Origin of the sequence: Methylobacterium cerastii (assembly GCF_022179125.1) — a bacterium.
GTDB lineage: Bacteria > Pseudomonadota > Alphaproteobacteria > Rhizobiales > Beijerinckiaceae > Methylobacterium > Methylobacterium cerastii.
This window is the reverse complement of sequence record NZ_BPQG01000032.1, coordinates 1-26,132: the sequence shown is the minus strand read 5'-3', so window position 1 is coordinate 26,132 and position 26,132 is coordinate 1. Positions and strand designations below refer to the sequence as shown.

Annotated in this window: 24 protein-coding genes; 15 read left to right on the top strand and 9 right to left on the bottom strand. The window is 71.0% G+C overall.

Translation table 11 applies throughout. The features are described from left to right. Positions 1-9 precede the first annotated feature (9 nt). From bchM to MFF13_RS11010, 15 genes are all read left to right on the top strand, one after another. Positions 10-717 (top strand): magnesium protoporphyrin IX methyltransferase, encoded by a 708-nt coding sequence (gene bchM / locus MFF13_RS11080; protein ID WP_147828053.1) that lies wholly within the window; start codon positions 10-12, stop codon positions 715-717. Beyond that, complete coding sequence (locus MFF13_RS11075; RefSeq protein WP_147763702.1) at positions 714-2,144, top strand: BCD family MFS transporter; 1,431 nt, start codon at positions 714-716, stop codon at positions 2,142-2,144. The genes bchM and MFF13_RS11075 overlap by 4 nt, the downstream gene beginning before the upstream one ends. Positions 2,145-2,175: 31 nt before the next feature. Next, positions 2,176-2,952: a photosynthetic reaction center subunit H gene (puhA, locus tag MFF13_RS11070; RefSeq protein WP_147752952.1), complete on the top strand. Its 777-nt coding sequence runs from the start codon at positions 2,176-2,178 to the stop codon at positions 2,950-2,952. Next, positions 2,949-3,650, top strand: coding sequence for a photosynthetic complex putative assembly protein PuhB (gene puhB / locus MFF13_RS11065; RefSeq protein ID WP_238272188.1), 702 nt, complete (start codon positions 2,949-2,951; stop codon positions 3,648-3,650). The genes puhA and puhB overlap by 4 nt, the downstream gene beginning before the upstream one ends. A gap of 269 nt (positions 3,651-3,919) precedes the next feature. Then, positions 3,920-4,393, top strand: a complete 474-nt coding sequence (gene puhC, locus MFF13_RS11060; protein WP_147828051.1) for a photosynthetic complex assembly protein PuhC — start codon at positions 3,920-3,922, stop codon at positions 4,391-4,393. Then, entirely contained in the window at positions 4,390-4,692 is a 303-nt protein-coding gene (locus tag MFF13_RS11055) for an O2-dependent cyclase accessory protein (RefSeq protein ID WP_238272187.1), read from the top strand. The genes puhC and MFF13_RS11055 overlap by 4 nt, the downstream gene beginning before the upstream one ends. Before the next feature lie 20 nt (positions 4,693-4,712). Continuing rightward, positions 4,713-5,765 (top strand): magnesium-protoporphyrin IX monomethyl ester (oxidative) cyclase, encoded by a 1,053-nt coding sequence (gene acsF, locus MFF13_RS11050; protein ID WP_238272220.1) that lies wholly within the window; start codon positions 4,713-4,715, stop codon positions 5,763-5,765. Between the two features lie 10 nt (positions 5,766-5,775). Continuing rightward, complete coding sequence (gene puhE, locus MFF13_RS11045; protein ID WP_147828050.1) at positions 5,776-6,600, top strand: putative photosynthetic complex assembly protein PuhE; 825 nt, start codon at positions 5,776-5,778, stop codon at positions 6,598-6,600. 45 nt (positions 6,601-6,645) lie between these two features. After that, positions 6,646-7,863 carry a 5-aminolevulinate synthase gene (gene hemA / locus MFF13_RS11040; protein ID WP_147828049.1) on the top strand — a complete coding sequence of 406 codons (1,218 nt, stop codon included), beginning with the start codon at positions 6,646-6,648 and terminating at the stop codon, positions 7,861-7,863. A 236-nt stretch (positions 7,864-8,099) separates the two neighbouring features. Beyond that, the gene (gene bchI, locus MFF13_RS11035; protein ID WP_147752950.1) at positions 8,100-9,110 is read left to right on the top strand and encodes a magnesium chelatase ATPase subunit I; all 1,011 of its coding nucleotides are present in this window, start codon (positions 8,100-8,102) and stop codon (positions 9,108-9,110) included. Then, complete coding sequence (locus MFF13_RS11030) at positions 9,107-10,885, top strand: magnesium chelatase subunit D (RefSeq protein ID WP_147828048.1); 1,779 nt, start codon at positions 9,107-9,109, stop codon at positions 10,883-10,885. Before bchI ends, MFF13_RS11030 begins: the two co-directional genes overlap by 4 nt. A 37-nt stretch (positions 10,886-10,922) precedes the next feature. Then, positions 10,923-11,828: an alpha/beta fold hydrolase BchO gene (gene bchO / locus MFF13_RS11025; RefSeq protein WP_238272186.1), complete on the top strand. Its 906-nt coding sequence runs from the start codon at positions 10,923-10,925 to the stop codon at positions 11,826-11,828. A 59-nt stretch (positions 11,829-11,887) separates the two neighbouring features. After that, positions 11,888-13,414: a phytoene desaturase gene (locus MFF13_RS11020; protein WP_147828046.1), complete on the top strand. Its 1,527-nt coding sequence runs from the start codon at positions 11,888-11,890 to the stop codon at positions 13,412-13,414. Next, positions 13,395-14,483, top strand: coding sequence for a phytoene/squalene synthase family protein (locus tag MFF13_RS11015; protein WP_238272184.1), 1,089 nt, complete (start codon positions 13,395-13,397; stop codon positions 14,481-14,483). Before MFF13_RS11020 ends, MFF13_RS11015 begins: the two co-directional genes overlap by 20 nt. After that, positions 14,480-14,620: a hypothetical protein gene (locus MFF13_RS11010; protein ID WP_238272183.1), complete on the top strand. Its 141-nt coding sequence runs from the start codon at positions 14,480-14,482 to the stop codon at positions 14,618-14,620. The genes MFF13_RS11015 and MFF13_RS11010 overlap by 4 nt, the downstream gene beginning before the upstream one ends. 61 nt (positions 14,621-14,681) lie before the next feature. On the opposite strand, the gene truB is transcribed toward MFF13_RS11010, so the two are convergent. From truB to MFF13_RS10965, 9 genes are all read right to left on the bottom strand, one after another. Next, entirely contained in the window at positions 14,682-15,713 is a 1,032-nt protein-coding gene (truB, locus tag MFF13_RS11005; protein ID WP_147828044.1) for a tRNA pseudouridine(55) synthase TruB, read from the bottom strand. Between the two features lie 82 nt (positions 15,714-15,795). Further along, positions 15,796-16,230, bottom strand: coding sequence for a 30S ribosome-binding factor RbfA (gene rbfA, locus MFF13_RS11000; RefSeq protein ID WP_147828043.1), 435 nt, complete (start codon positions 16,228-16,230; stop codon positions 15,796-15,798). 117 nt (positions 16,231-16,347) lie between these two features. Then, positions 16,348-19,269: a translation initiation factor IF-2 gene (gene infB, locus MFF13_RS10995; protein WP_238272182.1), complete on the bottom strand. Its 2,922-nt coding sequence runs from the start codon at positions 19,267-19,269 to the stop codon at positions 16,348-16,350. Further along, positions 19,270-20,079 (bottom strand): RNA-binding protein, encoded by an 810-nt coding sequence (locus MFF13_RS10990; protein WP_238272181.1) that lies wholly within the window; start codon positions 20,077-20,079, stop codon positions 19,270-19,272. A 19-nt stretch (positions 20,080-20,098) separates the two neighbouring features. Then, positions 20,099-21,706, bottom strand: coding sequence for a transcription termination factor NusA (gene nusA / locus MFF13_RS10985; protein WP_147754269.1), 1,608 nt, complete (start codon positions 21,704-21,706; stop codon positions 20,099-20,101). Positions 21,707-21,775: 69 nt separating this feature from the next. Beyond that, complete coding sequence (rimP, locus tag MFF13_RS10980; RefSeq protein WP_147754268.1) at positions 21,776-22,561, bottom strand: ribosome maturation factor RimP; 786 nt, start codon at positions 22,559-22,561, stop codon at positions 21,776-21,778. 294 nt (positions 22,562-22,855) lie between these two features. Further along, complete coding sequence (locus MFF13_RS10975) at positions 22,856-23,713, bottom strand: hypothetical protein (RefSeq protein WP_147814882.1); 858 nt, start codon at positions 23,711-23,713, stop codon at positions 22,856-22,858. Further along, on the bottom strand, positions 23,710-24,597 hold the full coding sequence (locus tag MFF13_RS10970; protein ID WP_147832279.1) for a hypothetical protein: 888 nt from the start codon (positions 24,595-24,597) through the stop codon (positions 23,710-23,712). The genes MFF13_RS10975 and MFF13_RS10970 overlap by 4 nt, the downstream gene beginning before the upstream one ends. 388 nt (positions 24,598-24,985) lie before the next feature. Continuing rightward, positions 24,986-26,132 (bottom strand): outer membrane protein assembly factor BamB family protein (locus tag MFF13_RS10965; protein WP_238272180.1); only part of this gene is annotated, 1,147 nt, incomplete at its 5' end.

Below are 26,132 nucleotides of genomic sequence, written 5' to 3'. Positions count from 1 at the left end.
GCGCGCGCCATGACCAGCACCACCTACGCCGAACGCCGCGGCCAGCTCACCACCTACTTCGACCGCACCGCGGTCGAGGCCTGGGCGCGGCTCACCTCCGACGCGCCGGTCTCGAAGATCCGCGCGACGGTGAGGGCCGGCCGCGACGCCATGCGCGGCACGCTGTTGTCCTGGCTGCCGGACGACCTCAGCGGCCGGCGCATCCTCGATGCCGGCTGCGGCACCGGCGCGCTCAGCCTGGAGGCCGCGCGCCGCGGCGCCGAGGTCGTGGCCATCGACGTGTCGGCGACGCTGGTCGGCCTCGCCGCCGAGCGGACGGGGACGATCGCGGGTGGCGGGTCGATCGACTTCCGAGTCGGCGACATGCTCGATCCGAGCCTCGGCCGCTTCGACCACGTCGTCGCGATGGATTCGCTGATCCACTACTCCGCCGCCGACATCGCGCGGGCGCTGGCCGTGCTCGGGGAACGCACCGACGGCTCGGTCGTGTTCACGGTGGCGCCCCGCACCGCGCTCCTCACCGTGATGCACGCGGCCGGCAAGCTTTTTCCTAAGGGCGACCGGGCCCCGGCGATCGTGCCGATCACGCTGGGCGCGCTCGATCGGCGCATCGGCCGCGAGCCGGCGCTGGCCGAATTCGCGCTGGCGCGGACGCATCGCGTCAACAGCGGCTTCTATCTTTCGAACGCGATCGAGCTGTCGCGGAGCCGCGCATGAAGCTCGGCCCCCGCCTGATCCAGCACCTCGCGGCGCTCGGCCCGTCGATCCTCCCTTTCGCCGACGCGGCGACGAAGGAGCTGCCGCTCGGCCGGCTGATGCGGCTGTCGCTGTTCCAGGTCACCGTCGGCATGGCCGCGGTGCTGCTGATCGGCACGCTCAACCGCGTCATGATCGTCGAGCTGGAAGTGCCGGCCTGGGTCGTCGCGCTGATGCTGTCCCTGCCGCTCATCTTCGCGCCCTTGCGGGCGTTGATCGGCTTCCGCTCGGACACCCACCGCTCCGTGCTCGGCTGGCGCCGGGTGCCCTACATCTGGTTCGGCACGCTGCTGCAGTTCGGCGGCCTCGCGATCATGCCGTTCGCGTTGCTGCTGCTGTCGGGCGACACCACCGGCCCGATGTGGGCCGGGCAGATCGCCGCCGCGCTCGCCTTCGTGCTGGTCGGCGCCGGGCTCCACACCACGCAGACGGTGGGCCTGGCGCTCGCCACCGACCTCGCCCCGGCCCATGCGCGGCCCAAGGTCGTCGCGCTGCTCTGCGTGATGCTGCTCGTGGGCATGATGGTCAGCGCGGTCGCGTTCGGCCTCCTGCTCGCCGACTTCTCGAAGGTGCGGCTGATCCAGGTCATCCAGGGCACGGCGCTCGTCACCATCGTGCTCAACGGCCTCGCCCTGTGGAAGCAGGAGGCGCGCGATCCCAACCGGGCCCGCGACGCGGCGCAGCCGAACTTCTCGGAATCCTGGGCCGCCTATGCGGGGCAGGGGCTGGCGCGCCGACGCCTCGTCGCGACCGGGCTCGGCACCGCGGCCTTCTCGATGCAGGACATCCTGCTGGAGCCCTATGGCGGCCAGATCCTGCACCTCTCGGTCGCCGCCACCACGGCCTTGACCGCTCTGCTGGCGGCCGGAGGCGGCCTCGGGCTGCTGGTGGCGGCGCGCTGGCTCAATCGCGGCGGAGACCCGTTCCGCGTCGCGGCGGCGGGTGCCGTGATCGGCATCCTCGCCTTCTCCTGCGTCGTGTTCGCCGCGCCGCTCGGCTCCACGCAGGTCTTCGCGGCCGGCGTCAGCCTGATCGGCTGCGGCGGCGGCCTGTTCGCCCACGGCACGCTCACCGCCTCGATGGCGAAGGCCGGGCCGGAGGATACCGGGCTGGCGCTCGGCGCCTGGGGCGCGGTCCAGGCGTCGGCCGCGGGCCTCGCCATCGCCGCGAGCGGAATCGTGCGCGACGCCGGCTCGAGCCTGGCGGCATCGGGGGCGCTCGGCGAGGCGATGAGCGACCCCTCGATCGGCTACCTGATCGTCTACCACATCGAGATCGCGCTGCTGTTCGCGACGCTCGTCGCGATCGGTCCGCTCGTCCGCGACCGCAGTCTGCAACCGGCGTCCAGGGTCCGATCCCTGTCCGCGCTGTCCACCTCGTCAACCTGACCGTCGGGAGATCGCCATGTCACCTGGAGCACTGCCCACGGGCGCACTGACCGGCTACGTCGACGTCGCGCAGATCGTCCTCTACGCCTTCTTCCTGTTCTTCTTCGGCCTAGTCTTCTGGCTCCGCCGCGAGGACCGGCGCGAGGGCTATCCGCTCGAGGCCGAGGTGACGGGCCGGCTCAAGAGCCCCGACCCGATCCTGATCCCGTCGCCGAAGCTGTTCCACCTCGCCGACGGCAAGATCAAGCAGGCCCCGCAGGCCGACATGGTGCCCGACCGCAACTTCGAGGGCCGCAAGCGCGAGCCCTGGCCGGGCGCCCCGCTGGAGCCGACCGGCGCCGACCCGATGTTCGCCCATGTCGGCCCCGGCTCCTGGGTGAGCCGCGACGACGCGTTCGACCACACCTTCGACGGCCAGAAGCGGATCGTGCCGTTGCGGGTCGCGACCCACTTCATGGTCCACGAGGACGGCCCGAACCCGATCGGCATGAGCGTCTTCGGCGCCGACAGCCAAGTCGCCGGAACGGTGTCGGACATCTGGATCGACCGCGGCGAGAGCTTCGCCCGCTACTACGAGGTCGAGCTCGGCGCCGGGGCGCGCCGGGTGCTGATGCCGGTCACCTTCTGCCGCACCGGCCGGTTCTCGCGCACCGTGAAGACCGAGGCGCTGCTGGCCCGCCAGTTCGCCGACATACCCCCCCACGCCGACCCCGACGCGGTGACGCTCCTCGAGGAGGAGAAGATCATCGCCTACTTCGGCGCCGGCACCCTGTACGCCACACCCCAGCGCGCGGAGACCCTGATATGAGCGACCGCCGGATCCACGACACCAGCCAAGACGACACGGTCGTCGACGACCGCATCCCGGAAGGCCTGCCCGAGGCGCTGCCGCCGGGCGAGCACATCCTCTGGCAGGGCCGGCCGACGGCCTTCGGCATGGCGGCGCGCCCGATGCACGGCGGGTTCGTGGTGCTGTGGTTCGCGGTGCTCGCCGCCTGGACCATCCTGCCGGCCGCCCTCGACGGGGCGGTGCTGGCCGGCCTCAAGGCCTCGTGGCCGACCTTCGCCGCCTGCGCCGCGGCGCTCGTCGTCGTCGGCGGGCTCGGCTGGCTCGCCTCCTGGACCACCACCTACACCATCACCAACTGCCGCGTGGTGATGCGGATCGGCATCGCGATCCCCGTCACCTTCAACCTGCCGCTGGCGCAGGTGGAGGACGCCGCGCTGCACAGCTTCGCCGACGGCACCGGCGACCTGCCGCTCCGGCTGAGCGCGGGCACCCGCGTCGCCTACCTGCACCTGTGGCCGCATGCGCGCCCCTGGCGCGTGACCGAGCCGCAGCCGATGCTGCGCTCGGTGCCCGATGCGGCCGCGGTGGCCGCCATCCTGGGCCGGGCGATCGTCGCCGCCCGCGCGCCGGAGGAGGAATCGGCGCTGCCGATCCTCGTCGCCCGCCCGCAGGCCGCTTCGCGCCAGCCCCGCCTCGTCGCCGTCGGCGCGCGCTGAACCACGCGAGCCTCCCAGGCCTTCGAAGACGCAAGACCCTCAACGCCCGTCCCGGCCGACATGCCAGGGCGGGCGTTGGTTTTTCCAGAAAAGGTCGTTCCCGAACAACGACTTGATCATCCGAACAAAAAACGAGTTCGAAAAATCCAAAACCAGGATTGTCAAGCGCGCTTGACACCGGTTAACCTGACGCCAACGAGACGGCCCCGTGGCCAGGCACCACACGGTGCCGACGCGAGGATCGGTCCGGATGACGGTGAGGGAAGCCGATGGCTGTGGTTGCGGAGAGCGGGCCGGTCCCGGCGCTCGCACTGATCGGGGCCGGTGCGCTGCTCGGCTTCACCATGCTGGCGGTGATGGTCGGGCGCACCGAAGGCATCGGCCTCAGCGGCAATCCCGGCGGCAAGCCGGTCGCCTCCGTCTCCCTCCGCGTGCTGGACCGCGCGGACGGATCGATCCGGATCGAGGATGCCGCGAACGCGCAGCTGATCGAGACCGTCGAGCCCGGCCAGGACAACTTCGTCCGCGCGACCCTGCGCAGCTTCGGTCAGTCGCGCCTGCGCGCCGGCCTGACCTCGGCCGAGCCGTTCCGCCTGACCCGTTACGACGACGGATCCCTCGCCCTGATCGACGAGGTCACGGGCCGCAGCGTCAACATGGGCGCCTTCGGCCCGACCAATGCCCTCGCCTTCGCCAAGCTGCTGCCCGGCAACGCCCTTCCCGACGTGAGCGTCCCGCGATGATCGGATTGTTGAACGGCCGCCGCACGGTCGAGGTGCCCTGCACCGTCGAGATCGAGCAGACGCCCGAGAGCCTGCACGCCCACGTCAGCCTCGACGCCGACTTCGAGATCGAGCCTGGCGACGAGGTCCAAGTCCACGATGCGCCGACCTCGGTGCCCTACGGCGAGCGCCTCGTCGTCCGCCGCACCGCGACGGTGACGCGGGCCGGACGGATCGAGCGGCTCTGGACCAAGCTCGCCGGCCATCTCGAACTGACCGAACTCTACGAAGTCAGCTTCAGCGAGAGGAGGAAGCTTTGAACGCTCCCGTCAGGCATCCGCTGCCCAACCGTCCGGTCAACGAATCGACCAAGTCCGCGCAGGAGACGACCTTCCTCAGCCCGCGCTTCTACACCACCGACTTCGCGGAACTCGACCGCACGAACGTCGAGCCGGTCCGGGCCGAGTGGGACGAGCTGATCGAGGAGCTGCGCTCCGACCCGAACAAGCGGCACTTCACCCGCAACGCCGACTTCGACTGCGACCTGTCGCAGATGGAGCCCGAGCTCCGGAAGGAGTTTCTCGACTTCCTGGTCTCCTCGATCACGGCCGAGTTCTCGGGCTGCGTGCTCTACGCCGAGATGCGCAAGCGCGCCAAGAACAAGGACATCAAGGAGCTGTTCGGCTTCATGAGCCGCGACGAGGCGCGCCACGCCGGCTTCATCAACGACACGCTGAAGGACTTCGGCATCGGCGTCGACCTCGGCTTCCTGACGAAGTCGAAGAAGTACACGTTCTTCCGCCCGAAGTTCATCTTCTATGCGACCTACCTGTCGGAGAAGATCGGCTACGCGCGCTACATCACCATCTTCCGGGAGCTGGAGAAGCATCCCGAGCGGCGCATCCACCCGATCTTCAAGTGGTTCGAGAAGTGGTGCAACGACGAGTTCCGCCACGGCGAGGCCTTCGCGCTCCTGATGCGCGCCAACCCGAAGCTGACGCAGGGGCTGAACCGCTACTGGATCAAGTTCTTCCTGCTGGCCGTGTTCGCGACGATGTACGTCCGCGACCATTGCCGCCCCGCCTTCCACGCCGCGCTCGGGGTCGACCCGTCGGATTACGACTTCACCGTCTTCCGCATCACCTCGGAAATCTCGAAGCAGACCTTCCCGCTGACGCTCGACCTCGACAACCCCAAGTTCAAGCAGCGGCTCGACACTCTGCTCGACTGCTCGGTGAAGATCGCCGAGGCGCGGGCGCAGGGCGGCGTCGCCGGCACGCTCAAGCGCGGCGTTCAGGTCGCGCGGGCGGCGGTCACCTTCGGGCGGCTCTACCTGCTGCCGACGCTGGACAACGCGATGCCCGCCGACATCCGCCTCGAGCCGGTGTGGTAGCGGGTCGGCGATGTCGCCCTACGCGGTTCCGGCCCTCTATGCGGTGGCGATCTGGTGGTTCTCCACCGGGGTGATCATCCTGCTCGACCACCTGCCGCGCCGCACCTTTCCGTGGAGCATGGCCGGCGGCACCGCGGTGCTGCTGGCGGCGCTCTACGCGATCGGCGCGAGCGCCGGCGACGCGACGGAGCGGGGGGCCTACACCGCCTTCACCGGCGCGCTGCTGGTCTGGGGCTGGCAGGAGATGAGCTACTACATGGGCTTCGTCACCGGCCCGCGCCCCGAGGCGTGCCGGCCGGGCGCCCGCGGATTCGAGAAGTTCCGGGCGGCGTTGGCCACGAGCCTGTGGCACGAGCTCGCCATCGTGCTCGGCGCGCTGGCGATCCTCGCGCTCACCTGGAACGCGCCGCAGAAATTCGCCCTGTGGACCTACTGCGTCCTGTGGGGAATGAACCTCAGCGCCCGGCTGAACCTGTTCCTCGGGGTGCGCAACCTCAACACCGAGTTCCTGCCCGATCACCTGTCCTATCTTGGCTGCTACCTGACGAAGCGGCCGATGAACCTGCTGTTCCCGGTGTCGGTCAGCGTCGCCACCGTGGTCGTCGTGCTCCTCGGGCAGGTGGCGCTCGCCGAGCCGACCACGCCGCACGCGATGGTCGGCTTCACCATCCTCACCACGCTGATGGGTCTGGCGACCCTCGAGCACTGGTTCCTGATGCTGCCGCTGCCCGCGGCCGCCCTGTGGAACTGGAGCCTACCGCCGAAGGTCGCGGCCTCCGCCGCGACCGTGACGACACCGGTGCCGGCCGAGCCGGGCCGGCGTGACGCGGCCTGACGCGGGAGAACCCGCGCGATCGTAACGAGGACGGGGAGACGAGCGATGGATTATGAAGCGTTCTTCGGCGCCGAGCTTCAGAACCTGCACCGGGAAGGCCGCTACCGCGTCTTCACCGATCTCGAACGTCAGAACGGGCGCTTCCCGCACGCGACCCACCACAGCCCGGAGGGCGAGAAGCCCGTCACGGTCTGGTGCTCGAACGACTACCTCGGCATGGGCCAGCACCCGGACGTGCTCGCGGCCATGCACGAAGCGCTCGACCGCTGCGGCGCGGGCGCCGGAGGCACCCGTAACATCTCCGGTACCAACCATTACCACGTGCTGCTGGAGCGCGAGCTCGCCGACCTCCACGGCAAGGAGGCGGCCCTGCTGTTCACCTCCGGCTACGTCTCGAACTGGGCGGCGCTTGGCACGCTCGGTGCGAAGCTGCCCGGTTGCGTGATCCTTTCCGATTCCGAGAACCACGCCTCGATGATCGAGGGCATCCGCGCGAGCCGCGCCGAGCGCCAGATCTTCCGCCACAACGACCCGGAGGACCTCGACCGCAAGCTGCGGATGATCGAGCCGGGCAAGCCCAAGCTCGTGGCCTTCGAATCGGTCTACTCGATGGACGGCGACATCGCCCCGATCGACGAGATCTGCGACGTGGCCGAGGCGCACGGTGCGCTCACCTACCTCGACGAGGTCCACGCCGTCGGCCTCTACGGCGCGCGCGGCGGCGGCATGTCGGAGCGCATGGGGCTGGCCCACCGCCTCGACGTAATCGAGGGGACGCTGGGCAAGGCCTTTGCGGTCCATGGCGGCTACATCACCGCGAGCGAGAAGCTGTGCGACTTCGTCCGCAGCTTCGCCTCGGGCTTCATCTTCACCACTTCGCTGCCGCCGGCGGTGGCGGCGGGCGCGGCCGCCAGCATCCGCCACCTCAAGCAGAGCGGCGTCGAGCGCGCCCGCCACCAGGAGCGGGTGCAGCGGGTGCGCGAGCGCCTGGACGCGGCCGGCATCCCCTACCTGCCGAACGACAGCCACATCGTCCCGGTGATGGTCTGCGACCCGGTGCTGTGCAAGGCGATCTCCGACACCCTGCTGGACGAGTTCGGAATCTACGTGCAGCCGATCAACTACCCGACCGTCGCCCGCGGCACCGAGCGCCTGCGCATCACCCCGTCTCCGCTGCACACGGACGCCGACATCGACCACTTGGTCGAAGCGCTGGCCGTGATCTGGGGCCGGATCGGGCTGGAGCGGGTGGCGGCGGAGTAGGGGACGCGCTCGGGCACCGGATGGCGCGTTGAAAGCTCCGGGCGGCCCCTCTCCCATGGGGAGGGGACCCGCGACTGACTTAAGCGGTGTGGGGATGCGGCGGCCCGCAGCGTCAAATGGGAACGCCCCGTGCGTTTCGAAGGCTTGGGTGCCATTCTCGATCGCACCGCCGGCCTCCGCCCTCCCGGGTGATGAATCGGCGTGACCACACCCTCGAATCGTCGAGTCCCGAACGCGTGACCACCTTCCCCTTCACCGCGATCGTCGCCCAGGACGAGATGCGTCAGGCGCTGCTGATCGCGGCCGTCGACCCGTCGGTGGGGGGCGTGCTGGTGTTCGGCGACCGCGGGACCGGAAAGTCCACCGCGATCCGGGCGCTGGCCGGGCTGCTGCCGCGGATGCGGGCCGTCGTCGGCTGTCCCTATGCCTGCGACCCGGCAGCGCCCGCCGAGGCGTGCCCGCATTGCGCGGGAAAGCTTGAGCGGAAGAGCGCCCTCGTGCCGGTGCCGGTGGTCGATTTGCCGCTCGGGGCGACGGAGGACCGCGTCGTCGGCGCGCTCGACCTGCAGCGTGCGCTGGCGCTCGGCGAGAAGGCGTTCGAGCCAGGGTTGCTGGCGCGGGCCAACCGCGGCTTCCTCTACATCGACGAGGTCAACCTGCTGGAGGACCACCTCGTCGACCTGCTGCTCGACGTGGCCGCGAGCGGGGTCAACACCGTCGAACGCGAGGGCCTGTCGATCCGCCACCCGGCGCGCTTCGTGCTCGTCGGCTCCGGCAACCCTGAGGAGGGGGAGCTGCGGCCCCAACTCCTCGACCGGTTCGGCCTCGCCGTCGAGGTGGCGACGCCGACGGACATCGCGACCCGCATCGACGTGGTCCGCCGCCGCGACGCCTACGAGCGCGACCCGGCCGCGTTCTGCGCCACGTACAGCAAGGCGGAGCGGGCGCAGGCCAAGCAGATCACCCTCGCGCGCGAGCGGCTTCCGGCCGTGACGATCCCCGACGCGGTGCTGGAGGCCTGCGCGCGACTCTGCCTCGCGCTCGGCACCGACGGGTTGCGCGGCGAGCTGACTCTGATGCGCACCGCCCGCGCGCTCGCCGCGCTCGACGGCACGCACGACGTGACCATCGATCACGTCCGCCGGATCGCGCCGGCGGCGCTCCGCCATCGCCTGCGCCGCAACCCGCTCGACGAGGCCGGCTCCACCGCCCGCGTGGCGCGTGCCGTCGCCGAGGTCCTGGCGTGACCCCTGAGCCCGGCGCGGGGCGCTGGGCCGACGCGATCCGGGTCGCGGCGCTGCTCGCCGCCGACCCGCAGGCCTGCGTCGGCATCCGCCTGCGCGCCGGGGCCGGCCCGGTGCGCGACGCCTGGCTCCGGCACCTGACCGACCGGCTTGCAACCGGCACTCCCGTTCGCCGCTGCCCGCCCGGGATCGGCGACGACCGCCTGCTCGGCGGCCTCGACCTCGCCGCGACCCTGTCGGCCGGGCGGCCGGTGGCGCAGGCGGGACTGCTCGCCGAGGCCGATGGCGGCCTCGTCGTCGTGCCGATGGCCGAACGGCTGTCGCCCGGCACGGCGGCGCGCCTTGCGGCCGCCCTCGACACGGGCACGGTCGCGGTCGCCCGCGACGGGTTCTTCGAGACGCGGGCGGCACGGTTCGGGCTGGTGCTGCTCGACGAGGGACTCGACGACGAGGCACCGCCCGTCGCGCTCACCGAACGCCTCGCCTTCGACGTGGATCTCCGGGACCTCGCGCTGCGGGACATCGACGGCGCGACCGCGTCCGACCCGGCTCGACGCACGCCCGACCGAGCGATGGAACCGGACGACGCCTCCGAAGCCGTGGCCACGCTCTGCGCCGCCGCCGAGGCTCTCGGCGTGGCGTCGCTACGCGGGCCGTTGCTCGCCGTGCGGATCGCCCGGCTGATCGCCGCCTGCGACGGACGGAGCATGTTGGCGGAACCCGATCTCGCCGAGGCGGCGCGCTTCGTGCTTGGGCCGCGGGCGACGCGGATGCCCGCTCCCGAGCAGCCCGGCGACGACGCCGAGCCACCGCCACCACAGGCATCCCCCGAGGACGAGCGGCCGCCCGACGCGTCCGCGGACGAGGCGGCCTCGGAGCGGCAGCAGGCCGAACCGCCGAGCCTCGACGACGTCGTGCTCGCAGCGGCGCTCGCGGCGATCCCACCCGGCCTGCTCGCGGCTCTCGCCGCCGGCCAGGCGCCGGCGCGCGGCGGCAAAGTGGGAAAGGCGGGAGCCGCCGCCGCGGCTGCGCGGCAGGGCCGGCCGATCGGCGCGCGCGCCGGCGATCCGCGTCGCGGGCGCCTCAGCCTGCTGGCGACCCTGCGGGCCGCCGCCCCCTGGCAGGCCCTCCGGCGGTCGGAGACCGGAGCGGGCGAGGCGAGGGCGATCATCGTGCGGCCGGAGGACATCCGGATCACGCGCTACCGCCAGCGGACCGAGAGCACCACGATCTTCGCGGTCGACGCCTCAGGCTCGGCGGCGCTCGAGCGGCTCGCCGAGGCGAAGGGGGCGGTGGAACTGCTGCTGGCCGAGGCCTACGTCCGGCGCGACCGGGTCGCCCTCGTCGCCTTCCGCGGGCGCGCGGCGGAGCTCGTGCTGCCGCCGACGCGGTCGCTGGTGCGGGCCAAGCGCGGGCTCGCCGGGCTGCCCGGCGGCGGAGGCACGCCGCTGGCTGCAGGGCTCGACGCGGCGGCCGACGTGGCGCTCGCCGTCCGCCGCGGCGGCGGCACCCCGGTCGTCGTGCTGCTCACCGATGGGCGCGCCAACGTCGACCGCACAGGGACTCCGGGCCGGCCGCGCGCCTCCGAGGACGCGCGCGCGGCAGCCCTGCGTTTCCGCGCGGCAGGATACGCTGCGATCCTCATCGACACCGCACCGCGACCCCAGGATTCGGCACGCGCGCTGGCCGAGGCGATGGGCGCCCGCTATCTCCCATTGCCGCAGGCCGACGCCCGCAAGCTCAGTGCCGCGGTACGTGCCGCGGGCGAGGCGGCGTGACGGCGCGGGTCGGCAAGCTCGGGGAACGATGACACACATGTCCGAGGACCGCCCGGATTGGGAGCGCGAGGGGCGCGACTGGCCGCATCGTGACGCGAGCCGCTTCGTCGAGGCCTGCGGTTTGCGCTGGCACGTGCAGGAGATGGGACCGGCCGACGCCCCCGTGCTGCTCCTCGTCCACGGGACGGGTGCGGCGACGCATTCCTGGCGCGGGCTGATGCCGGCGCTGGCCGGTCGCTTCCGCGTGATCGCGCCGGACCTGCCCGGCCACGGCTTCACCGATCCGTTGCCCGCCGGCCGCCTGTCGCTTCCCGGCATGGCGTCGGCGCTCGCCGACCTCACGACGCAGCTCGGCGTGCATCCGGCGGTGGCGGTCGGCCATTCGGCGGGCGCTGCGATCCTGGCGCGGACGTGCCTCGATGGGCGGCTCGCGCCTCGGCTGCTGGTGGCGCTGAACGGCGCCCTCAAGCCGTTCCCGGGCCTCGCGTCGATCCTGTTCCCGAGCATGGCGCGGATGTTGTTCCTCAACCGGATGACGCCCAAGATCTTCGCCTGGACGGCGGACCGCGCCGCGGTGCAGCGGCTGATCCAGGGCACCGGTTCGCGCCTCGATCCGGCCGGCCTCGACCTCTACCGCCGCCTGTTCCAGAAGCCCGCCCACGTGGCCGGGGCGCTCGGCATGATGGCAAACTGGAACCTCGACGCCCTCGATCGCGAACTGCCGCGGCTCGCGGTGCGCACGCTCCTCGTCGTCGGCTCCGACGACAAGGCGATCGCCCCCGACACCGCCTTCGCCGTCCGCGACCGCCTGCCCGACGCCCGCGTCGAGCTGATGCGCGGCCTCGGCCACCTCGCCCACGAGGAGGCGCCCGAGCACGTCGCCGCGGCGATCGTCGCAGAGGTCGAGGCAATCGGCCTGCTCGCCGAGTCGCGACCGAACTGAAGTCTCGCCCCTCAGAATGGCTCTTGCCTGAGGCCGGCTTTCGCCCCTAGTGTCAAATCATGTTGACACTCGATGCGTCAGACACGTTGACACGCACCGACCGCCGGCCCCACGCCGTCATCGTCGGCAGCGGCTTCGGCGGGCTCGCCGCCGCGATCCGGCTCGGCGCCCGCGGTTATCGCGTGACGGTGCTCGAACGCCTCGACAAGCCGGGCGGGCGGGCGCGGGTCCACCGGCAGGACGGCTTCACCTTCGACGCCGGCCCGACCATCGTCACCGCGCCGTTCCTGTTCGAGGAGCTCTGGGCGCTGTGCGGGCGGCGCATGGAGGACGACGTCACCTTGGTACCGATGCGGCCCTATTACCGCATCCGCTTCGACGACGGCGCCACATTCGACTATTCCGGCGACCTTCCCGCCATGCGGGCGGAGGTCGCGAAGTTCTCGCCCGCCGACGTCGCCGGCTACGAGCGCTTCATGACGCAGAGCGAGGCGATCTTCCGCGTCGGCTTCGAGGAACTCGGCCACGTGCCCTTCGGAAAGATCCGCGACATGCTGCGGATCGCCCCCGACCTGGTGCGGCTCGGTGGCCACCGAAGCGTCTACGACGTGGTGGCCAAGTACATTCGCGACGAGCGCCTGCGCACCATCTTCAGCTTCCACCCGCTACTGATCGGCGGCAGCCCGTTCCGGGCGAGCGCGATCTACTGCCTGATCGCCCACCTCGAGCGGCGCTGGGGCGTGCACTTCGCCATGGGCGGCACCGGTCGCCTCGTCGACGGCCTCATCGGCCTGATCGCGGGGCAGGGTGGTTCGCTCCGCTGCAACGCGGAGGTCGCCGAAATCACCGTCGCCGGCGGCGCCGCGACCGGCGTGCGCCTCGCCGACGGCGAGACCATTCCCGCCGACATCGTCGTGTCCAACGCCGATTCCGCCCACACCTACCGCAATCTGCTCCCGGCTTCCGCCCGCCGACGCTGGACCGACCGCAAGGTCGAGCGCGCCCATTCCTCCATGGGCCTGTTCGTCTGGTACTTCGGCACGAAGCGGAAATACCCGGACGTCGCCCACCACACCATCCTGATGGGGCCGCGCTACCGCGCGTTGATCGACGACATCTTCCGCAAGAAGCGCCTCGCCGACGACTTCTCGCTCTATCTCCACAGGCCGACCGAGACCGACCCGATGCTGGCGCCGCCGGGATGCGACGCGTTCTACGTGCTCTCGCCGGTGCCGAACCTCGCCGGCGGCCAGGATTGGGCCGCGCTCGCCGAACCCTACCGACGGCGCATCGAGGCCTCCCTCGAGGCGACGGTGCTGCCGGGCCTGTCGTCCGAGATCGTCACCTCGAAGGTGACGACGCCGCAGGATTTCTGCGACGACTTCCTCAGCTTCCGCGGCTCCGGTTTCGGACTCGAGCCGGTGCTGACGCAGTCGGCATGGTTCCGGCCGCACAACGCGTCGGAAGACGTGCGCAACCTGTTCCTGGTCGGCGCGGGCACCCATCCCGGCGCCGGCCTGCCCGGCGTCCTGTCCACGGCCCGCGTCCTCGATACGGTGGTTCCCGATGCGCGCGTCTTCGCCTGAGTCGCTTCCGGCCGAGTTCCTGGCCGCCCTGCGCCCGGCCTCGTCGCACGCGTCGGAGGCCGACCACGCCGCCTGCCGCGCCGCGATCCGCACGGGGTCGCGCAGCTTCTACGCCGCCTCGCATCTGCTGCCGCCGAGCGTCCGGCGCGCGGCCTACGGGCTCTACGCCTTCTGCCGGATGTCGGACGACCTCGTCGACGAGGCGGAATCCGGCGCCGCGCCCGGGGCGGTGCTCCGCCTCGACGCGCGGCTCGCGCGCATCCATGCCGGCCACCCCGCCGACCACGCCGCCGACCGGGCGCTGGCCGACGTCGTCGCCGACCACGCGATCCCGCAGGCGCTGCCGGCGGCGCTGATCGAAGGGTTCGCCTGGGATTGCGAAGGCCGCCGCTACGCGACCTTGGGCGAACTCTGCGCCTACGCCGCCCGGGTCGCGGCTTCTGTGGGCGCGACGATGACGCTGATCATGGGCGTGCGCGACGCCGACGTTTTGGCGCGGGCCTGCGACCTCGGCGTCGCGATGCAGCTCACCAACATCGCCCGCGACGTCGGCGAGGATGCGCGCATGGGCCGCCTCTACCTGCCCCTCGACTGGCTCGAAGAGGCCGGCATCGATCCGGACGCGTTCCTGGCCGAGCCGACGGCGACGGATGCCCTGCGCGACGTGGTCGCCCGGTTGCTGGCTGCCGCGGACGTGCTCTACGCCCGCTCGGAGGCCGGCGTCGGCGGCCTGCCGCTCGCCTGCCGCCCGGCGATCCGGGCCGCGCGCCTGATCTACGCCGAGATCGGCGCGGAGATCACCCGGAACGGGTTCGACAGCGTCACCCGCCGCGCCCGCGTCGGGGCGGGGCGCAAGCTGAAGCTGCTCACCCGCGCCGCGCTGCCGCTGGGCGGCGGCGCCGACCGCGACGCGCCGAGCCTGCCCGAGACCGCCTACCTCATCGAAGCCGTGCCGGCGCGCATGCCGCTGGGCCGCCCCTGGTGGGACATCCCGGGCCAGGCGGTGCGGGTGCTCGAGATGATCGAGGCGCTGCGCGAGCGTGAGGGGACGGGCCGCGAGACGGCATGACCGACCCGCTCTTCGCGGTCTTCGACATCGGGCTCGTCTTCGCCCTCGGGCTGGCGATCTGGCAGCTCGTGTCGCTCCGGCGCGGCATGCGGCGGGACCGCGCGGCCGAAGCGACGCGGACCGACCGCGAGGAGTAGCGCGCGCTTCTTCCGCTCCCCCCTACGGAGTAGGAAGGGCGTCGCGATCATCCCTTCTACGTCAGGAGGCCCGACCCGCCGCGGTGCCGCCGAGGTGGAACACCCGGTGGGGCACGAGCTCGCCGCGCTCGACGTCGCCCACCGCGACCAGGATGCCTCCGCAGGTCGCGAAGATCTTGCCCTCGACCGGCGCGTCGCGGCCGCGCAGGATCACCGACTGGCCGCGCATCAGGCGCATCGCCATGTCGCGCGAGACCGAGACGGAGGTGATCGCATCGAGCGCGGTCTCCACCGGCATCAGGTGCGCGAGGCTGCCCTCGGGGCCGGCCGCGTCGAGGCCGGCGACGTTGCAGGAATCGGCCTCCGTGAACGGCCCGACCCGGGTTCGGCGCAGGGCCGAGACGTGGCCGCGGCAGCCGAGCATGCGGCCGAGATCGCGCGCCAGCGCCCGCACATAGGTGCCCTTGCCGCATTCAGCCTCGATCACCGTGCGGTCGCCATCGTGCTCGACGACCGCGAGGCGGTCGATCTGCACCGGGCGGGCCACCAGCTCGACCACCTCGCCGTCGCGAGCGAGGTCGTAGGCGCGTTCGCCCTGAATCTTGATCGCCGAATAGCGCGGCGGCACCTGCTCGATCGCGCCGACGAAGCTCGGCAGCGCGGCCTCGACCGCCTCGCGGCTCGGGCGGTCGTCGCTCGTCGCCACCGGGCGCCCCTCGGCGTCGTCCGTGTCGGTCTCGATGCCCCAACTCACGGTGAAGCGGTAGGCCTTGCGGCCGTCCATCACGAAGGGAACGGTCTTGGTGGCCTCGCCCAGCGCGATCGGCAGGATGCCGGAGGCCAGCGGATCGAGGGTGCCGGCATGCCCCGCCTTCTTGGCGTTGAAGGCGCGCTTCACCACTGCGACCGCGTGCGTCGAGGTCATGCCGACGCCCTTGTCGAGGATGACCCAGCCCGACACGTCGCGCTTCTTCGGCCGGTCGGAGCGCGGACCACCACGGGGCGGGCGACGGCCTTCGTCACCGCGGCGCTCGCCCGATGACGGGATTTCGGGGGTCGATGCCGGATGCTCTGAGGTCGGGACGTCGTTCATGGAAACCTCGGTCGGCGTCATGCTTTTTACGTGGGTCGGCGAAACGGGGTCCAGGCGGGTGCGCCTGACCTCCGGGGCCGCGTCAGGTGCGTCGGTCGTCGCCGTCCGCGTCGTCCTCGTCCGGCGAACCCTTGTCGAGGTCGCGCTGGACGCGCTCGTTGCGCAGCAGCGCGTCGATCCGGGCGGCCTCATCGAACGTGTCGTCGCGTTGAAAGCGCAACTCCGGGGCGAATTTGAGGTTCACCCGCCGGGCGACCTCCTGGCGGAGCGCCTTGCGGTTGCGATCGAGCGCGGCGATCACCGGCGCCTCGTCCATGCCGCCGAGCGGCATGACGTAGGCTGTGGCGAGCTTCAGATCGGGCGACATCCGAACCTCGGGCACGGTCACCACGTGGCTGCCGAGCACCGGATCCTGGATGTCGCCGCGCTGGAGCACTTCGGCGAGCGCGTGGCGCACGAGTTCGGCGATGCGCTGCTGCCGCAGGGTCGGGCCGGTCGGGTTGGGTTTCTGGGCCATGGTCTCTTCGGTCTCGCGCAAGGCCGTCCGGCGGGCGGACGGGGCGGGACGGGAATACGAAAAAAGACGGCCGCGGCAGGAGCCGCGGCCGCCGTGTCGATGCGCTGTCGAACGCGATTAGAGCGTGCGGCGGATCTCTTCGACCCGGTAGCACTCGATGGTGTCGCCAGCGCGCATGTTCTCGAAGTTCTCGAACGCCATGCCGCAATCCTGGCCCGACGTGACTTCCTTCGCGTCGTCCTTGAAGCGCTTCAGCGTCGAGAGCTTGCCCTCGTGAATCACCACGCTGTCGCGGATCAGGCGGACATGGGCGCCGCGCTGGACGACGCCGTCGGAGACGCGGCAACCGGCGACCTTGCCGACCTTCGAGACCTCGAAGATCTCCTGGATGAAGGCTTCGCCCAGGCGCTCCTCGCGGAGCGTCGGAGGCAGCATGCCCGACAGGGTCGCTTTGATGTCGTCCACAAGGTCGTAGATGATGTTGTAGTAGCGGATCTCGACGTCGTTGCGCTCGGCGAGCTCCCGCGCCTCCTTGTGGGCGCGGATGTTGAAGCCGATCACGACCGCCTTGGAGGCGGTCGCCAGCGTCACGTCCGACTCGGTGATGCCGCCGACGCCGGCGAGCAGGATGCGCGCCGAGACCTCGTCGTTGCCGAGCTTCTCCAGCGCGCCGGAGATCGCCTCGACCGAGCCCTGCACGTCGCCCTTGATGATGACCGGCAGCTCCTTGCGGCCGGCGCCTTCCTTCAGGTCGCGCATCATGTCGACGAGCGAGCGGTTGGCGCCGCCCGTGCGGGCGTTCTGGCGCTCGCGCTTGGTCCGGGCGCGGTACTCGGTGACCTCGCGGGCGCGGGCCTCGCTCGGCACCACGATCACGCGGTCGCCGGCATCGGGCGTGCCGTTGAAGCCGAGGACCTCCACCGGGACCGACGGCCCGGCATACTGGATGTTCTCGCCCTGGTCGTCGATGAGGGCGCGAACGCGGCCCCACTCGGCGCCGGCGACGACGATGTCGCCGGTGAACAGGGTGCCGCGCTGCACCAGCACGGTGGCCACGGGCCCGCGGCCGCGATCGAGCTTGGCCTCGATGACCGTGCCCTCGCCGTCGCGCTTCTCGTTGGCGCGCAGGTTCATGATCTCGGCCTGCAGCTGCAGGCCCTCGAGCAGGTCGGGCAGGCCGTCGCCGGTCTTGGCCGAGACCTCGAACTCCAGGGTCTCGCCGCCCATCGACTCGACCTGGATGTCGTGCTGCAGCAGCTCGGTGCGGACCCGCTGCGGGTTCGCCTCGGGCTTGTCGATCTTGTTGATCGCCAGGATGAGCGGAACGCCCGCCGCCTTGGCGTGCTGGATCGCCTCGATGGTCTGGGGCATCACGCCGTCGTCGGCCGCCACCACCAGCACGACGATGTCCGTCACCTTGGCGCCGCGGGCGCGCATCGAGGTGAAGGCCGCGTGGCCGGGGGTGTCGATGAAGGTGACCATGTCGCCGGACGGCGACGCGACCTGGTAGGCGCCGATGTGCTGGGTGATGCCGCCGGCCTCGCCGTCGACCACGTGCTCCTTGCGGATCGCGTCGAGGAGCGAGGTCTTGCCGTGATCGACGTGACCCATGATCGTGACGACCGGGGGACGGGGATCGAGATCCTCGTCGAGATCCGGCTCGTCGGAGGTCAGGCCCTCTTCCACGTCCGACTCGGCGACGCGGCGCACGGTGTGGCCCATCTCCTCGGCGATGAGCTGCGCCGCGTCCGAATCGATCACGTCGGTGATCTTGTGGATCTCGCCCTGCTTCATCAGCAGGCGGATCACGTCCACCGCACGCTCGGACATGCGGTTGGCGAGCTCCTGGATCGTGATCGTCTCCGGGATCGTCACCTCACGCGACAGCTTCTCCTTCTGCTCGACGTGCCGGCTGCCGCTCATGCGCTGCTGGCGACGGCGGAAGGAAGCAATCGAACGGGTGCGCTCGTCCTCACCGGACGTCGCGGTCGCAATGGTGAGACGGCCGCGGCTGCGGTCGCCGCCGGGCTGCTTCGGGGTCTTGGGCGGCGTGATGATCTTCAGTGGCATGCCGGGACGGCGGATGACGCGCTTGGTCTCGCTCTCGTCCTCGTTCGCCGCCGGACGGCCGGCCGGACGCGCGGCGGAGCCGGCGGGGCGGGCCGCCGTAGTCGGGCTCGCGCTCTTCTCCGGCTCCGGCGCCGGAGCGGGCTTGGCCATGAAGTTCAGGTTCTGCGGCTTGCGCACGTCCGCGGTGATGGTCTTGCGCGGCTCGGCCGGAGTCGGGCGCGCCGTCAGCGGCGGCCGTGCGGCGGGGGCCGGACGCGCGGCGCCGCCGGCGGCGGGACGCGCCGCCTGCGGGGCGGCCGGCGCAGCAGCGGTCGGTCGCGGCGCGGCGGCCGGCTTGGCGGCGGCCGGCGAAGCGGCAGTCGGCGTGCTCTCGGGAGCCTTGTCTTCAGTCGCCTTGGCGGCAGGAACCGGTGCGGCGGCGGTCTCGGGTGCCGGGGCCGGCGCAGCCTCGGCGGCGGCACGGGCCGCGGCGGCAGCCTCGGCCGCCGCGGCGGCACGCTGCTTCTCTTCTTCCTGGCGACGCGCCTCCTCGGCGCGCTTGGCGGCGGCGGCAGCCTCGCGCTCGCGCTCCGCGGCGGCGGCCTGGGCGCGCTCGGCCTCGGCGGCGGCCTCGGCCTGGCGGCGTGCTTCCTGCTCGCGGCGCTGCGCGTCGGCGAGCGCTGCGGCGCGAGCCGAGCTTTCCTGCTCGCTCAGCGTGCGCAGCACGACGCCGGAGGCGGAGCGCTGGGCCGGGCGCGGGGCGACCGGCGGCGGAGGCGGGGCGACCCGGGTCGGGGCCGCGATGGGGGCGACGGGCGCCGGCGCCGCGCCGATGACACGGCGCTTCACCGTCTCGACCACGACCTGCTTCGAGCGGCCATGGGAGAAGCTCTGGCGCACGGTCCCCTGTTCGATCGGACGCTTCAAGGAAAGCGGCTTCGCAGGGGTCTTGCTCAGAGTCTTGTCGCCCGGATTATTCGTGTCGCTCATTCAGCCTGAACCCTGAGGGTTTCCATCGTCGCGTGAACCGGCAACCCGCGGAGCGCCGGCCTGATCCGTCACGGCATCGTCTTGCAGAGGGGGAGCATCCCCGCCGTATCCGGCGGATCCGCGCTCCTCGATCGCCGCGGCGACGCCCTCGAAGGAGCGTAGCCGACGCCAACGCGCCAGGCAGCCGGCGGCCCCGACTCCTGCGACGAGCGCAGCGTGTATCACATGATCCCGACCTAAGGCCATGTCCAATTCGTCTTCGGACAAGTCGTCAACGATCGGTATGCGGGATATGGCATCGCCGTGGCGCCTGTGCAATGCCGCCGCGATCTTGCGGCGGCCGTCGGCGGCGGCGTCGGACGCATGGATCACGGCCGCGACCCGCGGCTGCGCGCCGATCGCAGCCTCGACCTTGGTGAAGCCGGTGACGATGCAGCCGGCCTTGTTGGCCAGGGCTATCGCTTGTCGCAGGTCGGCCCGCAGGCCTTCGGCGATCCGGTCGGGGAGGTCGGCGGCGGCGGTCGCGCCTTGCGTCTTGAACGCCCGGTTGAACGCCCGCTTCTTCACGGCCGTCGCGACGTCCTCGCGGCGCGCTCTGACCCAGGCGCCGCGGCCGGGAAGGCGCGCGCGCAGGTCCGGCACGACGGCGCCGTCCGGCCCGAGGACGAACCGGATCATCGCGTCCGGCGCCTGCACGGTCCGGGTGACGATGCAGGTGCGCAGCGTACCCTGACGGCCGCGATTCGGCCCGGCGTCGAGGGCGATCTCCTCGACGCCCTCGTCAGCCGTCGGCTGCGCGGCCTGGATCATGTCGCCCGACCTCGCGCCTTCAGTTCGCTTCGGCCTCGGCGGGCTCCGCCTCGCCTTCGGCCGTCTCGGGCTCGGGAAGGGCGTCGATCCAGCCGGCGTGCAGGCGCGCGGCCATAATCATGCCTTCCGCCTCGGTGCGGGAGACCTCGAAGCCGTCGAGGTAGCCGGCGTGGCGCTTGGCCTCCGGGCCGCGGCCTTCGGTGTAGCCGACGAGGTCGTCGGTGGCGCAGCCGGCCAAGTCCTCGATCGTCTTCACGTCGTTCTCGCCGAGCGAGACCAGCATCGGCGTGGTCAGGCCGTCGATCTCGCGCAGCTCGTCCTGGACGCCGAGCTCGATGCGGCGGTCGTCGTGCTCCTGCTCAATGCGGGCGAGGTGGTCCTGCGCGCGCGCCTGGATTTCGGCGCCGGTCTCCTCGTCGAGGCCCTGGATCGAGGACAGCTCCTGGATATCGACGTAGGCGATCTCTTCCACGTTGCGGAAGCCTTCCGCGGCCAGCAGCTGGCCCACGGTCTCGTCCACGTCCAGCGCCCCCATGAACACGGTGGTGCGCTCGGCGAACTCCTTCTGGCGGCGCTCGCTCTCCTCGGCCTCGGTGAGGATGTCGATGTCCCAGCCGGTCAGCTGCGAGGCCAGGCGCACGTTCTGGCCGCGGCGGCCGATGGCGAGCGAGAGCTGGTCGTCGGGCACCACCACCTCGATGCGGTCGGCCTCCTCGTCGAGCACCACCTTGACGACTTCCGCCGGCTGCAGCGCGTTGACGATGAAGGTCGCCTGGTCCTCGGACCACGGGATGATGTCGATCTTCTCGCCCTGGAGTTCACCGACCACCGCCTGGACGCGCGATCCGCGCATGCCGACGCAGGCGCCGACCGGGTCGATCGATCCGTCGCGCGAGATCACCGCGATCTTGGCGCGCGAGCCCGGGTCGCGGGCGACCGCCTTCACCTCGACGATGCCGTCGTAGATCTCCGGCACTTCCTGCCCGAAGAGCTTCGCCATGAACTGCGGGTGCGAGCGCGAGAGGAAGATCTGCGGCCCGCGCACCTCGCGGCGCACGTCGAACAGGTAGGAGCGGATGCGGTCGCCGGGGCGGAAGGTCTCGCGCGGGATCATCTCGTCGCGCCGGACGATGCCCTCGCCGCGGCCGAGGTCGACGATCACGTTGCCGTACTCGACGCGCTTGACGAGGCCGTTCACGATCTCGCCGATGCGGTCCTTGTACTCGTCGAACTGGCGGTCGCGTTCGGCGTCGCGGACCTTCTGGACGATGACCTGCTTGGCCGACTGCGCGGCGACGCGCCCGAAGTCGAAGGGCGGCAGGGTGTCGGAGATCACGTCGCCGACGAGCGCGCCCGGATTGTAGCGCCGGGCTTGGTCGAGGGTGATCTCGCGGGCGTCGTTCTCGACGAGATCGACCACGAGCAGGTGGCGGGAGAGCCGCAGCGCCCCGGTCTTGTTGTCGATCTCGGCGTGCACGTCGGTCTCGGCGCCGTAGCGGGAGCGCGCGGCCTTGGCGATCGCCTCCTCCATCGCGTCGATGACGATGGAGCGATCGATCACCTTCTCGCGGGCGACCGCGTCGGCGATCTGCAGGAGTTCGAGCCGGTTGGCGCTGACGACGGCCATCTGTGTCGGTCCTTCTCTTGGGGTGCCGCTCCGGCGCGCCGCCTTGCGAGCGGGCCGGGCTGCGATGCTCTAGTGAAGCGAGTCGCGGTCCTTGAGGCGGGCCGCCTTGGTGGTCACGGGCTTCTTCGGCGCGTCCGAGGCGGGCTTCGCCTTGACCGGCTTGGCGGCCTTCGGCTTGGCGGAGGCCTTCAGCCGCTTCGGGAACGGGGCAGGCGGCAGGGGCGCCTCCTCCCCGTCGTCCGCGTCGGACTCGCCGTCGAAATCCGCGTCGAGATCTTCCGGGGTTCCGCCGCCGCGGCGCAGCGATTCCCGGATCAGGTCGTCGGTCAGGACGAGATGCGCCTCGGACAGGTCGCGCAGAGGCACCGAGACCCGGCTCGGAAAGCCTTCCTTCACGTCGGGCAGGTCGACCGGCACGGTGAGGGTCGCCGCATCCGGCTCGCCGATGATCCCGCGGAAGCGCTTGCGCCCGTCGAGCGGCACGGACAGCTCGATCTTGGCCTCGTAGCCGGCCCAGCGGGCGAAGTCCGAGACCCGGACCAGCGGCCGGTCGATGCCGGGAGAGGACATCTCGAGGTAGTAGGCGATGCCCACGGGGTCATCGAGGTCGAGGATCGGCGAGATCGCGCGGCTCACGGTCTCGCAGTCGTCGATGGACATCGAGCCGTCCGGGCGCTCGGCCATGATCTGCACGGTGCAGCCGTTGGCGCTCGACACCTTCACCCGCACGAGACGGAACCCGAGGCCCTCGATCGGACCCTCGATCACCTGCGCCACGCGCGCGGCGACGCCGGTCTCGCGAACGAGACGCTTCTCGGTCGGCTCGGGCGAGGGGACGGCGGACGGCTCGGACATGACTGCGCTCAGGGTCGGGCTCGCTGACGGGGCGGCGTTCCGGCCGGGGGCGACCAAGGCTTGCGGCAATAAAAAAGAGCGGACCCGGTGGGGCCCACTCCCGAACCGCAGCCTCACGACTGCAACCAGAACTGATGACGAACGATCTAGCGGGTGAACGCGCAGAATTCAAGCGTCTTTACGCTTGGCGCGGCGTTGCATGGGCCCGACGATGCCGGACGACCCGGAACGACTCATGGATCGATCCAGAGCCGCGGAAGGGCTCCCGCGGCGTCGGATCGTCGGTCGCCCGGGTCACCCCTCCTCGATGGGAAACGGCGTTGGCTCCCACCATGGCTCGACCTTGTGGAAGCGCGCCGCCTCGGCCTCCCAGCGGTGTAGGATCACGGCCAGGGCCGCACGGTCGCCGGTGCGCAGCGGTTCGACGATCTCGAGGATGCGGCGGCGGCGGCGCCGGTAGTCGGTGCAGCTGCCGGCCTTCTCCCAGGCCTCGATGGCGCGCCGCGTGCGCGCGCCGCGCTTGGGATAGTCGAGGATCTCCGGCGGCTCGTAATCGCCGTAGGTGTCGCTCTCGTACCACCGCCAGATCCGGGCGAGGTATTCGCGCGCCTCGTCCAGCGCGCCCGCCGCGAGGGCGATCGCCATGCGCTGCTCGTCGTGAAGGCCGAGGCTCGGGACGATGTGGCTGCGGTAGAAGTCCAGATAGGCATGGTGGTCGAGGGCCATCGGGCGCAGCAGCGGCAGGACCTGCTCCTCGACCGCACGCGTGAAGATGCGGCCGATCTCGGGATCGGCCCACGCGAAGTCCCCGACCGTGGCCGCCCACGCGGCGAGCTTGGGAAATTCCGGCCTCTGCTGGTAATCGGGCTGGAGAAAGTAGTCCCGCGTGAAGGGGGCCGGTCGGGGCTCGCGTCGAAATCCCTCGGAAAAACTTCCGACAACCCAATCCCAGGTCGCGCCACCCCAATACAAGGGCGTGATACTGTACCTGGGCCAAAACACATCCGCAGAGCTGCTGCGATGGATGTAGACCTGCGCGATGGTATGACGGATCGGGCGGATCCAGATCGCATGCGGGTTCACTTGGACGAAATCCGGATTGTGCTTCAGCACGTCCCGGAAAAGCCGAGCCAACTGCTTCTTGGTCGTCATCGCGATTCCCGCATCTGTATGACGATGATCCGTTGCGTTGCCGGAAAATACGTCTTCGATCTGGTGGCGTAGCGCACCCACTCGGACCAGCTGAGGCCGCGAAGTCCCGTCTTATAGTCATAGACGCAGGCGACGGCCGGCTGCGGACGATGGTATTGGTCGAGGCGGCTCGTGCCGGATTGACCATACGTGCCCTCGTCTCCATTTTTGAGGATCGATAGCTCCGATTTGAAATTGGCGATGTCTTGGGCTTTTGCCCAACGATCCATCAGCACGTGGATCGCGGTGCCGACGGCTTGCGGCGTTCGATACACACCGCTTCCTCGGACCGCCGCGGCGACCGCGTCGAGCTGGGTCTGGATCTCACCGGTCTTCGGGCAAGCGGCGTCGAGGGATGCCTGGTCGAGCGGGCCGACCCAGATCGCCGGCATGTGCCTGAAATCCTCGGCCCCACGGAACTCGTGCGCCGTGGTGCCGAGGACGGTGCCGTAGCGACCCCGCTGCGCCGAAAGCGTCGCGAAGAGCGTACCGGCGAGCTCGAGCGTCCGCAGGATCCGAACGGCCGCCAGGGCAAGCGGAACTGCCGGCAGGAAGGCGGGCTGCACCGTCGCGTCCGGCTCGGCACCGTTTGCCGTGAAAGTGCTGCGGCCCAGGATCTCGCCGGAGACGCCGTCGCGGATCGTCTGCGTCGCGCCGAGGGTCTCGAAGACCCGGCTCTCGCCGTCCGGCGCGGTGACCGTATGCTGCTCGTCGAAGTCGCGCCGGCCCGCGCGGATGCGGATCGAGAGGACGCGGGTTCCGTCGTCGAGACGGGTCTCTTCGCGTGTCTGCGTGGGCTCGGCCGCGGGCATCTGTGCCCATTGCGGCTTGATCAGCCGCAGCACGCCCGGATCGATGGTGCCGCCATCCCCGCTGCCGTCGCCGACCCATTGCCCGCCGTTCGGTTGCCCGGCCGGCGCGCGCTCCTGGTCGGACCAGTCCTTCCGCCGCAGGGCCTATTCCAGGCGAAGCAGCTTCGTGTCGAGGGAGAGCCCGGCCAGAAGCCCCTTCAGTTGCCGGACCTCGTCACCGCTCCTTGGTTGTCTCGCCATGGCATCGATCCGAATCGCATTTGACTAGGATCAGATACCAGAACACAACGAGAACATCTAGCTTAATTTCCTATATCATTCGCGATGCGAGACGCTGCCCGCCGAGCTGGAGGGCCCACGCTTCAGAGTCGGCGCGGACCTTGCTCGGGGCACGCGCGGCTGGATCATCAAGACGGTTTCGTCAGCGTTCCGGCAGGGCGAAGACGGTGAGCTGGCCGCCGAGGGCGGTGTAGTCCGACAGGGCCGCGTAGCCGCCGACCGCGCCGGCGCCGTCCGCCGGGTCGGTGAGGCCGGCGGCGAGGCCGATGCCGGCCCAGCCGCCGACGCCCGAGAGCACCGCCACGTATTGGCGGCCGCGATGGCGGTAGGTCATCACGTTGCCGACGACGCCGGACGGGGTCTTGAACCGGTAGAGTTCCCGGCCGGTCGCCGCGTCGACCGCCTTCAGGTAGCCCTCGAGCGTGCCGTAGAAGACCACGCCGCCGGCGGTGGCGAGCGCGCCCGACCAGACCGAGAACGGCTCGGGGTTCGACCACCTGATCTTGCCCGCGACGCCGTCCCAGGCCAGGAACGCGCCGGTCCGGGTCTCGCCCGGCGGCGGCTGCAGCCCGACGGTGGCGCCGACGAACGGCACGCCTGTCGTGTAGGTGACGTGGAACGGCTCGTAGCTCATGCAGATGTGGTTGGTCGGCACGTAGAACAGCCGCGTCTCGGGCGAGAACGCAGCAGGCTGCTGGTTCTTCGCTCCGATCGCGCCCGGGCAGATGCCGGCGGTCGTCTCGTCCTCGCCTGTCCGCTCGGGCGAGTAGGCCTCGGCCACGACCGGGCGGCCGTAGGTCTTCGACCCCTTGTCCATGTCGACCTTGGAGGCCCAGTTGACGACCGGGTCGAACTTCTCGGCGACGAGGAGTTCGCCGGTGGCGCGGTTCAGGGTGTAGCCGAAGCCGTTGCGGTCGAAGTGGGTCAGCAGCGGGGTGTCCTTGCCGCCGACCTTCTGGTCGGTGAGGATCATCTCGTTGATGCCGTCGTAGTCCCACTCGTCGTGCGGGGTCATCTGGTAGACCCACTTGGCCACGCCCGTGTCGGGGTTACGCGCCCAGATGGTCATCGACCACTTGTTGTCGCCCGGACGCTGCTTGGGGTTCCAGGTCGAGGGGTTGCCCGAGCCGTAGTACATCAGGTCGAGCTTGGGGTCGTAGGAGAACCAGCCCCAGGTGCAGCCGCCGCCGGTCTTCCACTGGTCGCCTTCCCAGGTCTTGGTCGAGCTATCCTTGCCGACCGGCTTGCCGAGGTGGGTGGTCTTCTCGGGGTCGACCAGCATCTGGTCG

Bases quoted from the DNA above. Each gene is read 5' to 3' on its own strand.
- bchM (WP_147828053.1), top strand. From the start codon at position 10: ATGACCAGCACCACCTACGCCGAACGCCGCGGCCAGCTCACCACCTAC.
- MFF13_RS11075 (WP_147763702.1), top strand. From the start codon at position 714: ATGAAGCTCGGCCCCCGCCTGATCCAGCACCTCGCGGCGCTCGGCCCG.
- puhB (WP_238272188.1), top strand. From the start codon at position 2,949: ATGAGCGACCGCCGGATCCACGACACCAGCCAAGACGACACGGTCGTC.
- puhC (WP_147828051.1), top strand. From the start codon at position 3,920: ATGGCTGTGGTTGCGGAGAGCGGGCCGGTCCCGGCGCTCGCACTGATC.
- MFF13_RS11055 (WP_238272187.1), top strand. From the start codon at position 4,390: ATGATCGGATTGTTGAACGGCCGCCGCACGGTCGAGGTGCCCTGCACC.
- puhE (WP_147828050.1), top strand. From the start codon at position 5,776: ATGTCGCCCTACGCGGTTCCGGCCCTCTATGCGGTGGCGATCTGGTGG.
- hemA (WP_147828049.1), top strand. From the start codon at position 6,646: ATGGATTATGAAGCGTTCTTCGGCGCCGAGCTTCAGAACCTGCACCGG.
- bchO (WP_238272186.1), top strand. From the start codon at position 10,923: ATGTCCGAGGACCGCCCGGATTGGGAGCGCGAGGGGCGCGACTGGCCG.
- MFF13_RS11020 (WP_147828046.1), top strand. From the start codon at position 11,888: ATGTTGACACTCGATGCGTCAGACACGTTGACACGCACCGACCGCCGG.
- MFF13_RS11015 (WP_238272184.1), top strand. From the start codon at position 13,395: ATGCGCGCGTCTTCGCCTGAGTCGCTTCCGGCCGAGTTCCTGGCCGCC.
- MFF13_RS11010 (WP_238272183.1), top strand. From the start codon at position 14,480: ATGACCGACCCGCTCTTCGCGGTCTTCGACATCGGGCTCGTCTTCGCC.
- truB (WP_147828044.1), bottom strand. From the start codon at position 15,713: ATGAACGACGTCCCGACCTCAGAGCATCCGGCATCGACCCCCGAAATC.
- rbfA (WP_147828043.1), bottom strand. From the start codon at position 16,230: ATGGCCCAGAAACCCAACCCGACCGGCCCGACCCTGCGGCAGCAGCGC.
- infB (WP_238272182.1), bottom strand. From the start codon at position 19,269: ATGAGCGACACGAATAATCCGGGCGACAAGACTCTGAGCAAGACCCCT.
- MFF13_RS10990 (WP_238272181.1), bottom strand. From the start codon at position 20,079: ATGATCCAGGCCGCGCAGCCGACGGCTGACGAGGGCGTCGAGGAGATC.
- nusA (WP_147754269.1), bottom strand. From the start codon at position 21,706: ATGGCCGTCGTCAGCGCCAACCGGCTCGAACTCCTGCAGATCGCCGAC.
- rimP (WP_147754268.1), bottom strand. From the start codon at position 22,561: ATGTCCGAGCCGTCCGCCGTCCCCTCGCCCGAGCCGACCGAGAAGCGT.
- MFF13_RS10975 (WP_147814882.1), bottom strand. From the start codon at position 23,713: ATGACGACCAAGAAGCAGTTGGCTCGGCTTTTCCGGGACGTGCTGAAG.